Here is an 8,809-nt window from a genome sequence, read left to right on the forward strand (position 1 = left end):
GCGCATGCCCGCGCCCGCTGACCGCATCGACGCGCTCCGCGCGCGCATCAGACACCACGAGGAGCGGTACTACGTCCTCGACGATCCGGAGATCTCGGACGCCGAGTACGACGCCCTCGTGCGCGAGTTGCGCGACCTCGAAACCGCGCATCCTGACCTGATCACGCAAGACTCGCCGACCCAGCGGGTGAGCGGACGCCCTGCCGACGGGTTCGACACGGCCCAGCACCTGCGGCCGATGCTCAGCCTCGACAACGCCTACACGGACGAGGACCTCGACGCCTTCGACGAGCGTGTCCGCAAGGGGCTCGGCAGCGAGGGGCCGATCGCCTATGTGGCCGAGCTGAAGATCGACGGCCTCAGCATCGCCGTGACCTACGAGGACGGCGTGTTCCAGCGTGGCGTGACCCGAGGCGACGGCGTGGTGGGCGAGGACGTGTCGAGCAACGTCCGCACCATCCAGGCGATTCCGCTGCGGCTCAAGCAGGCGCCCGCCGGACGGCTCGAGGTGCGCGGCGAGATCTACCTGCCGCGACAGGCCTTCGAGCGACTCAACGAGGAGCGCGAGGCCGAGGCCGAGCCCCTGTTTGCCAATCCCCGCAACGCCGCCGCCGGCACCCTGCGCAACCTGGACCCCGCGCTGGTCTCGAGGCGCGGGCTGCGCGCGTTCTTCTACCACGCGGTGAGGGACGAAGACCTCGGCAGTCGGCAGTCGGAAGTGGGCAATGACGGCGCCGCACCAGATCCAGCGACCGGAGACGGACTCCCGGCCACGCACGCCGACCTGATGCGCGCGCTCGGCGCCTGGGGCTTGCCGGTGGAGAAGCACTGGGCGCGGTGCGAGGGCATCGAGGCCGTGAAGGCCTTCTGCGCCTCCTGGGCCGACACGCGGCAGCAACTGCCGTTCGACACCGACGGCATCGTCATCAAGGTGGACCGGCGCGACGAGCGCGAACGCCTTGGCTTCACCTCGAAGTTCCCCCGCTGGGCCACCGCGTACAAGTTCCCCGCGCAGCAGGCCACCACGCGGTTGATCCGCATCGACGTCCAGGTGGGCCGCACGGGGGCGGTGACGCCGCTCGCCGTGCTCGAGCCCGTGTTCCTCGCCGGCTCGACCATCCAGTACGCGACCCTCCACAACGAGGAGGAGATTCGTCGCAAGGACATCCGCCCGGGCGACGATGTCCTGCTGGAGAAGGGCGGCGACGTCATCCCGAAGATCGTCAAGCCGATCCTGTCGCGACGGCCCGGGGGGCTGGCCGCGTTCGAGATGCCGACGCAGTGCCCGGTCTGCGACAGTGCGCTCGAACGGCCCGAGGACGAGGTCGTGTGGCGGTGCCCGAACCCGAGCTGCCCGGCGCGGCTGCGCCGGAGCCTCGAGCACTTCGCCGGGCGGCGCGCCATGAACATCGACGGGCTCGGCGAGGCGCTCGTCGACAAGCTCGTGTCGCTGGAACTCGTGCGCGACTTCGCCGACCTCTACCACCTCACCATCGAGGGACTCGCGGACCTCAGGTTCGAGGCGCAGCCCCGCAAGAAGGCCGGCGACGACGACGCGCTGGTGCGGACACTCACGCCGCGTCGGTTCGGCGAGAAGTCGGCAACCGCGCTCGTCACGCAGATCGACAACAGCCGGCGCAACGACCTGTGGCGACTGGTGTTCGGCCTCGGCATCCGCCATGTCGGCGAGCGCGGCGCGCAGGCGCTGGCCACCGCATTCGGCACCATGGACGTGCTCGCGGGCGCCACCGTCGAGCAGTTGCAGGCCGTGCCCGACATCGGCCCCGTGGTGGCAGCCTCCGTGCGCCGATTCTTCGACGCGTCCGAGTCCCGACGCCTGATGGACCGGCTCGCGGCGGCCGGCCTCAACATGGGCACGCCGGTGCCCGAAGGGCAGGGTCCGAAACCGCTCGAGGGGCGCACCGTCGTGCTCACCGGCGCGCTCGACAGCCTGACCCGAGACGACGCCACCGAGCGCCTGATCGCCCTCGGCGCGAAGGTCGCCGGGTCGGTCAGCAAGAAGACGTCGCTGGTCATCGCCGGCGACGACGCCGGCAGCAAGCTCGCCAAGGCCCGCGACCTCGGCGTGCCGATCGGCGACGAAGCCACTCTCCTGCGCCTCCTGGCCACTCCCACCGACTGGCCCTCCGGCAGCCTGTAGCCCGGAGCCTGTAGCCTGTACACCTATGAGCGGACGCATCCTGGTCATCGACGACGAAGCGGGGATCCGCGAGAGCCTGCGGATGATCCTCGAGTACGAGGGGTACAAGTGCCTGCTTGCCGCTACCGGCGAGGAAGGCATCGCGATGGCGCGCACGGAGGCTCCGGACCTGGTCTTCTCCGACATCAAGATGCCGGGCCTCGACGGCCTCGAGGTCCTGGCCCGGCTGAAGGCGACCGACGAGTCGCTCCCGGTGGTCATGATCTCGGGACACGGCACGGTGGCGACCGCCGTCGAAGCCACGCGTCTCGGCGCGATGGACTTCATCGAGAAGCCGCTGTCGTCCGAGCGGGTGCTGCTCACCGTGCGCAATGGCCTCAAGGCCAGCCGTCTCGAGCAGGAGAACCGGCGCCTCCGCGGGGCCGAGGATGCGCGCTACAACCTGATTGGCCAGAGCCCGGCGTTGATGCAGGTGCTCGACGCCGTGGGGCGTGCCGCGCCGACCAACGCCACCGTGCTGGTGCTCGGTGAGAGCGGTGTGGGCAAGGAGTTGGTTGCTCGCGCCATCCACCGCAACAGCCTGCGCGCGCGTGAACGATTCGTGCAGGTCAACTGCGCGGCCATCCCCGAGGAACTCATCGAGAGCGAGCTCTTCGGGCACGAGAAGGGCAGCTTCACCGGCGCGACCGACAAGCAGATCGGCAAGTTCGAACTGGCCGACCGCGGCACGATCTTCCTCGACGAAGTCGGCGACATGAGCCAGAAGACGCAGGCCAAGGTCCTGCGCGTGCTGCAGGAGGGCGAGGTCGAGCGACTCGGCTCGCAGCGAACGCTCAAGGTCGACGTGCGCGTCATCGCGGCGACCAACAAGGACCTCGAGGCGGCCATCGCCGACGGCACCTTCCGCGAGGATCTCTACTTCCGGCTCAGCGTCATTCCGGTGCACGTCCCGCCCCTGCGGGCACGCCCCGACGACATCCCGCTGCTCGTGAAGCACTTCGCCGAGTTGTTCGCGGCCGAAGGCGGACGGACGCGACGCTTCACGCCAGAGGCGCTCGCCGTCCTGCAGCAGCACCGCTGGCGGGGCAACGTGCGCGAGTTGAAGAACACCGTCGAGCGCATCCTCATCATGGCCCGCGGCGACGCCGTGGACGTGGCCGACGTCCGGCAGTTCCTGCGGGTGGACGGCACGGTTCCGCCTGCCCCAGTCGTGCAGGCTCCGCCGGTGCCAGCGCCGCCGGTTGCCGCCCCGGCGTTCGGCGCCGAGACGCCGCTCGCCGAGGCGTCGGTGCCACTCGCGCCCCCTCCGGCCGATGCGCCGCGGGCGGCGCCGCCCAAGCCGACGACCCTGCGCGAGTTCAAGGAGCAGGTGGAGCGCGAGTTCCTGGTCGAGAAGCTCCGGGAACATGGCTGGAACATCTCCAAGACGGCGGAGGTCATCGACACGCCGCGCTCGAACCTCTACAAGAAACTCGAACAGTACGAGATCAGCCAGGAGCGCGACGGCTAGCGCTGCAGCAGGTGGCGGCCAGTGCCGATTCCCTCGGAAGGAGCCCGGCAGGGCCACGGCCGGGGGAACGTAGGTGACCGACCAGGACGTCAAGGACTACTACGAACTGCTGCAGATCAGCCCCAATGCTGATCCGGACACCGTCACGCGCGTGTTCCGGCTCCTGGCGCAGCGGTATCACCCGGACCACCCGGAGACGGGCAACGAGGGGCGATTCCGCGAGATTCTCGAGGCCTACGGGGTGCTCAACGACCCCGTCCAGCGCGCCCAGTACGACGTGCTCTACGGACTCCAGCGGCGCGACCGCTGGCGACTGGTGGCCGAGGGCGCGCAGGTCGCCGGTGATTTCGCGGCCGAGCGGCAGATCCGCTTCTTCACGCTCGAGATTCTCTACTCGCGCCGACGGCTCGAACCGCATCGCCCCGGCCTGCTCCTGCCCGACATCGCCGACCTGCTCGGCTGCCCGGTCGAACACCTCGAGTTCACGGTCTGGTACCTCGTGCAGAAGGGGCTCGCTGCCAAGTCGGACCAGGCCATGTTCTCGATCACGGCGGGCGGCGTCGACGTGCTCGAGGAGCAGCGCCTCTTCCAGGTCCGCAACCCGATGCGGCAGTTGTCCGAAGGCAGCGAACGCCGCACGGGACAGGAACGACGCCATACCCCGCGTGTATGATCGCGACGCGGCAGTCGTCCAGGCGATCGCTGGCAGGGGACGCAAGTTCGCTGCTGGAGGAAAGTCCGAACTCCGCAGGGCAGTGCGCCGGGTAACGCCCGGGCGGGGCAACCCGACGGAAAGTGGCACAGAAAACACACAGCTGACGTTGGCCGCAAGGTCAGCAAGCAATGGTGAAAAGGTGCGGTAAGAGCGCACCGCGCGGCCGGCAACGGACGTGGCAGGCAAAACCCCGCACGGAGCAAGACCAAATAGGGAGGCGCTCGAGGACGGCCCGTCCGAAGCCTCCGGGTAGGTTGCTCGAGGCCGTCAGCAATGCCGGTCCCAGAGGAATGATCGCCCGCTCGCGGGCCCGCAAGGGCACGTGGGCTGACAGAATTCGGCTTACCGGACGACTGCTGCACTGTTCATGAGGACAGGCAGGATTGGCGCGACACGCGCAGGAGACGCGGACGAGATGGCGTTCTATCTGGTGACGGGCGGGGCAGGCTTCATCGGGTCGCACATGGTGGAGGCGCTCCGGGCACGTGGCGAGCGGGTGCGGGTGGCCGACAGCCTGATCACCGGCAAGCGAGCCAACCTCGCGCACATCGACGACGTGGAGTTCCTCGAGGGCGATCTCGCCGACGAGGCGTTTGCCCGCCGGGCCGTCGAGGGCGTCGAGTACGTGCTGCACCAGGCCGCCATCCCCTCGGTTCCCCGATCGGTCGAGGATCCCGTCACCTCCAACCGCGCCAACATCGACGCGACACTCAGCCTGCTCGTCGCCGCGCGCGACGCTGGCGTGCGCCGCGTCGTCTACGCCGGCAGTTCCTCGGCCTACGGCAACTCGGCGACGCTGCCCAAGCACGAGCAGATGCCGACCGCGCCGCTGTCGCCCTATGCACTCCAGAAGCTGGTGGGCGAGCAGTACATGCAACTGTTCACGGCCCTGTATGGCCTCTCGACCGTGACCATCCGCTACTTCAACGTGTTCGGCCCGCGCCAGGATCCCTCGTCGGCGTACTCCGGTGTGCTGTCGCTCTTCATCCGGTACCTCGTCGAAGGCCGCAGTCCGACGATCCACGGCGATGGCGAGCAGACCCGCGACTTCACCTACGTCGCCAACGTCGTCGACGGCGCGCTCCGCGCCTGCCTGGCGTCCGACGAGGCGAGCGGCCAGGTGATCAACGTCGCCACGAGCCGCCGGATCTCGCTCAACGATGTCTATCGCACGCTGAAGGACATCACGGGCGCCACGGTCGACCCGGTGTACGGCCCGCCGCGGGTCGGCGATGTGCGGGACTCGCTCGCCGACATCAGCAAGGCCGAGCGCCTCCTCGGCTACACCCCGGTGGTGCATCTCGAGGAAGGGCTGCGCCGGACCTTCGAGTGGTACGCCTCCACCCAGGTGCGCGCCTGACCGGCGACGTCGCGTGAGCACGGCGGCGACGCCCACCCTCGAACGGACGCTCGGCACCTTCCAGCTCTGGGGTATCGCCGTCGGCCTGGTCATCTCCGGCGAGTACTTCGGCTGGAGTTATGGCTGGGCCTCGGCCGGCACGCTCGGCTTCCTGGTGGCCTCGGCGTTCGTGGCGGTGATGTACGCCACGTTCATCTTCAGCTTCACCGAGCTCACCACCGCCATCCCCCATGCCGGGGGACCGTTCGAGTACGCGCGCCGCGCCTTCGGGCCGACGGGCGCCGTGCTCGCGGGCATGGCCACGCTCGTCGAGTTCCTCTTCGCGCCGCCCGCCATCGCGCTGGCGATTGGCGCCTACATGCACGTCCAGTACGACTGGCTGGAGCCCCGCTGGGTGGCCGTGGGCGCCTACATGGTGTTCATGGCGCTGAACATCGCGGGCATGGCCATCGCCGCCAGCATCGAGCTGGTCGTCACGCTCGTGGCGATCGGCGAACTGCTCGTGTTCATGGCCGTGGTCGCGCCCGGTTTCCGCTGGGAGCACTTCGCCAACGGCGGCTGGGCGGGGGCCTCGACCTTCACGATGGCCAGCGTGCCGGGCATCGTGGCGTCGCTGCCGTTCGCCATCTGGTTCTTCCTCGCCATCGAGGGTGTGGCCATGGCCGCCGAGGAAGTGCGTGATCCGCGACGGTCGATCCCGCGCGCCTACATCGGGGGCATCCTCACGCTCCTCGCGCTCGCGGCGGGCGTGATGCTGGCGGCCGGCGGGGTGGGCGACTGGCGAGCCCTGGCCGACATCAACGACCCGCTGCCACAGGCGATGGCGCGCGTCGTCGGCCCGCGCAGCGGCTGGTTGCACATGCTGCTGTGGCTCGGCCTCTTCGGCCTGGTCGCCTCCTTCCACGGGATCATCATCGGGTACTCGCGGCAGATGTTCGCGCTGGCCCGGGCGGGCTACCTGCCGTCGGTGCTGGCGCGTGTCCATCCACGCACGCACACGCCATGGGTCGCCATCCTCGCCGGGGGCGTCGTGGGCATCGGCGCCATCTTCAGTGATGGTGTCGTCTCCATCGCCGGCCAGACGCTCACGGCCTCGATCGTCACGATGTCGGTCTTCGGGGCCATCGTCATGTACATCGTCAGCATGGCGGCCTTGTTCCGGTTGCGGCGGACGCAGCCCGAGCTCGTGCGGTCCTTCGTCGCCCCCGGCTACCCGTGGGTGCCAGGCTTTGCCCTCGTCGCGGCCAGCCTCTGCCTGGTCACGATGGTGTGGTTCAATCCCGTGATCGCGGCATGGTTCACGGGCATGATGGGACTGGGACTGCTGTCGTTCCTCATCGTCCGGCGTGGACGGGAACCGCACAGCCACTGACACATGGCTTCCTACGCCCACGTCGTCGACGGCACGCGCCACGTCTTCCCCGACCTCCGCACGCTGCTCGCGCGGGCGACGCCGAGACGCTCCGGGGACGAACTGGCCGGCGTGGCTGCCCGCACGGCCGAGGAGCGCGCGGCGGCACAGTTGGCGCTGGCCGAGGTGCCGCTGCGCCGTTTTCTCGACGAGGCCGTCGTGCCGTACGAGGACGACGACGTCACGCGGCTGATCGTCGATACGCATGACCACGCCGCCTTCGCGCCGGTCGCCCATCACACCGTCGGCAGCTTCCGCGAATGGCTCCTGTCGGACGCCACCGATGCCGACGCGCTGGCGTCGGTCCACCGCGGAGTGACACCGGAGATGGCCGCCGCCGTCTCCAAGATCATGCGTGTCCAGGACCTGGTGCTGGTCGCGCGCAAGGTACGCGTCACCACGCGCTTTCGCAACACGATCGGCCTTCCCGGGCGCATGGCCACCCGCATCCAGCCGAACCATCCCACCGACGACCTGGCGGGCATCGCCGCCAGCGTCCTCGACGGGCTGCTCTATGGCGCCGGCGATGCCGTGATCGGCATCAATCCCGCACTCGACAACGTCACCCAGGTGGTGCGCCTGCTCGAGATGCTCGACGCGGTCATCCGCCGATACGACATCCCCACGCAGTCGTGCGTGCTCACCCACGTCACGAGCACGCTGGCCGCGATCGAGCGTGGCGCGCCCGTCGACCTGGTCTTCCAGTCCATCGGCGGCACACAGGGCACGAACGAGAGCTTCGGCGTGTCACTGGCGCTGCTGGCCGAGGCTCGCGAGGCAGCGCTCGGCCTCGGTCGCGGGGCGACGTTCGGCGAGGAACGCGGGGCGCACGTGATGTACTTCGAAACAGGGCAGGGCAGTGCGCTGTCGGCCGGCGCGCATCGCGGCTGCGACCAGCAGACCCTCGAGGCCAGGGCGTACGGCGTGGCGCGTCACTTCGCGCCACTGCTCGTGAACTCGGTGGTCGGGTTCATCGGCCCCGAGTACCTCTACGACGGCAAGCAGATCACGCGTGCGGGCCTCGAGGATCACTTCTGCGGCAAGTTGCTCGGCCTGCCGATGGGCGTCGACGTGTGCTACACCAACCACGCCGAGGCCGATGCCGACGACATGGACGTCCTGCTGACCCTGCTCGGCGCGGCCGGCTGCACCTTCGTGATGGGGGTCCCGGGGGCAGACGACGTGATGCTCAACTACCAGAGCACGTCGTTCCATGACGCGCTCTATGTGCGCCGCGTGCTCGGCCTGCGCCCCGCACCGGAGTTCGAGGCCTGGCTCGAGCGCATGGCCATCCTTGCCCCCGATGGAGGGGCACGGTTGATCGAGCATCCCACTGGGGTCCCTCCGGCCTTCGCGCGGGTCCTGGGGCCATCGACATGAGCGACGCGGTCGTCACCAACCCCTGGAGCGCTCTCCGGAGGCACACGCCGGCGCACGTCGGGCTGGGCCGGGCCGGCGTGAGCCTGCCCACGGCAACCCACCTGGCGTTCACGCTCGCTCATGCGCGGGCGCGCGACGCGGTCCACGACCGGCTCGACGTGCCCACCCTGCGCGCCGCCCTGGGCACGCTCGGCCTCGAGACCCTGGGCCTGCACAGCGCCGCACCCGACCGGGCGGCGTACCTGCAGCGCCCGGACGCGGGCCGTCGCCTC

At 69.6% G+C, this 8,809-nt stretch carries 7 protein-coding genes and 1 other RNA gene; all 8 read left to right on the forward strand.

The window, feature by feature from the left end; translation table 11 throughout:
* The first annotated feature begins 4 nt into the window (after positions 1-4).
* Positions 5-2,161 carry an NAD-dependent DNA ligase LigA gene (ligA, locus tag ACIRDX_RS07370; protein WP_396624762.1) on the forward strand — a complete coding sequence of 719 codons (2,157 nt, stop codon included), beginning with the start codon at positions 5-7 and terminating at the stop codon, positions 2,159-2,161.
* A 25-nt stretch (positions 2,162-2,186) separates the two neighbouring features.
* Entirely contained in the window at positions 2,187-3,671 is a 1,485-nt protein-coding gene (locus ACIRDX_RS07375) for a sigma-54-dependent transcriptional regulator (protein ID WP_396624763.1), read from the forward strand.
* Between the two features lie 73 nt (positions 3,672-3,744).
* A complete protein-coding gene (locus ACIRDX_RS07380; protein ID WP_396624764.1) occupies positions 3,745-4,344 on the forward strand; it encodes a DnaJ domain-containing protein in 600 nt (199 codons plus the stop codon).
* A gap of 10 nt (positions 4,345-4,354) precedes the next feature.
* Positions 4,355-4,747: RNase P RNA component class A (gene rnpB / locus ACIRDX_RS07385), an RNA gene on the forward strand.
* A gap of 54 nt (positions 4,748-4,801) precedes the next feature.
* Complete coding sequence (locus ACIRDX_RS07390) at positions 4,802-5,746, forward strand: SDR family oxidoreductase (RefSeq protein ID WP_396624765.1); 945 nt, start codon at positions 4,802-4,804, stop codon at positions 5,744-5,746.
* A gap of 13 nt (positions 5,747-5,759) precedes the next feature.
* A complete protein-coding gene (gene eat / locus ACIRDX_RS07395; RefSeq protein ID WP_396624766.1) occupies positions 5,760-7,118 on the forward strand; it encodes an ethanolamine permease in 1,359 nt (452 codons plus the stop codon).
* A gap of 3 nt (positions 7,119-7,121) precedes the next feature.
* Entirely contained in the window at positions 7,122-8,537 is a 1,416-nt protein-coding gene (locus tag ACIRDX_RS07400; protein WP_396624767.1) for an ethanolamine ammonia-lyase subunit EutB, read from the forward strand.
* A partial coding sequence (locus ACIRDX_RS07405; RefSeq protein ID WP_396624768.1) for an ethanolamine ammonia-lyase light chain EutC occupies positions 8,534-8,809 on the forward strand: 276 nt, incomplete at its 3' end. The genes ACIRDX_RS07400 and ACIRDX_RS07405, both read left to right, overlap by 4 nt.

The sequence above is a fragment of the Luteitalea sp. genome (assembly GCF_044337415.1).
Lineage (GTDB): Bacteria > Acidobacteriota > Vicinamibacteria > Vicinamibacterales > Vicinamibacteraceae > Luteitalea.

Excerpts from the sequence above, each read along its gene's own strand:
- ligA (WP_396624762.1), top strand. The coding sequence starts at position 5 with ATGCCCGCGCCCGCTGACCGCATCGACGCGCTCCGCGCGCGCATCAGA.
- ACIRDX_RS07375 (WP_396624763.1), top strand. The coding sequence starts at position 2,187 with ATGAGCGGACGCATCCTGGTCATCGACGACGAAGCGGGGATCCGCGAG.
- ACIRDX_RS07390 (WP_396624765.1), top strand. The coding sequence starts at position 4,802 with ATGGCGTTCTATCTGGTGACGGGCGGGGCAGGCTTCATCGGGTCGCAC.
- ACIRDX_RS07400 (WP_396624767.1), top strand. The coding sequence starts at position 7,122 with ATGGCTTCCTACGCCCACGTCGTCGACGGCACGCGCCACGTCTTCCCC.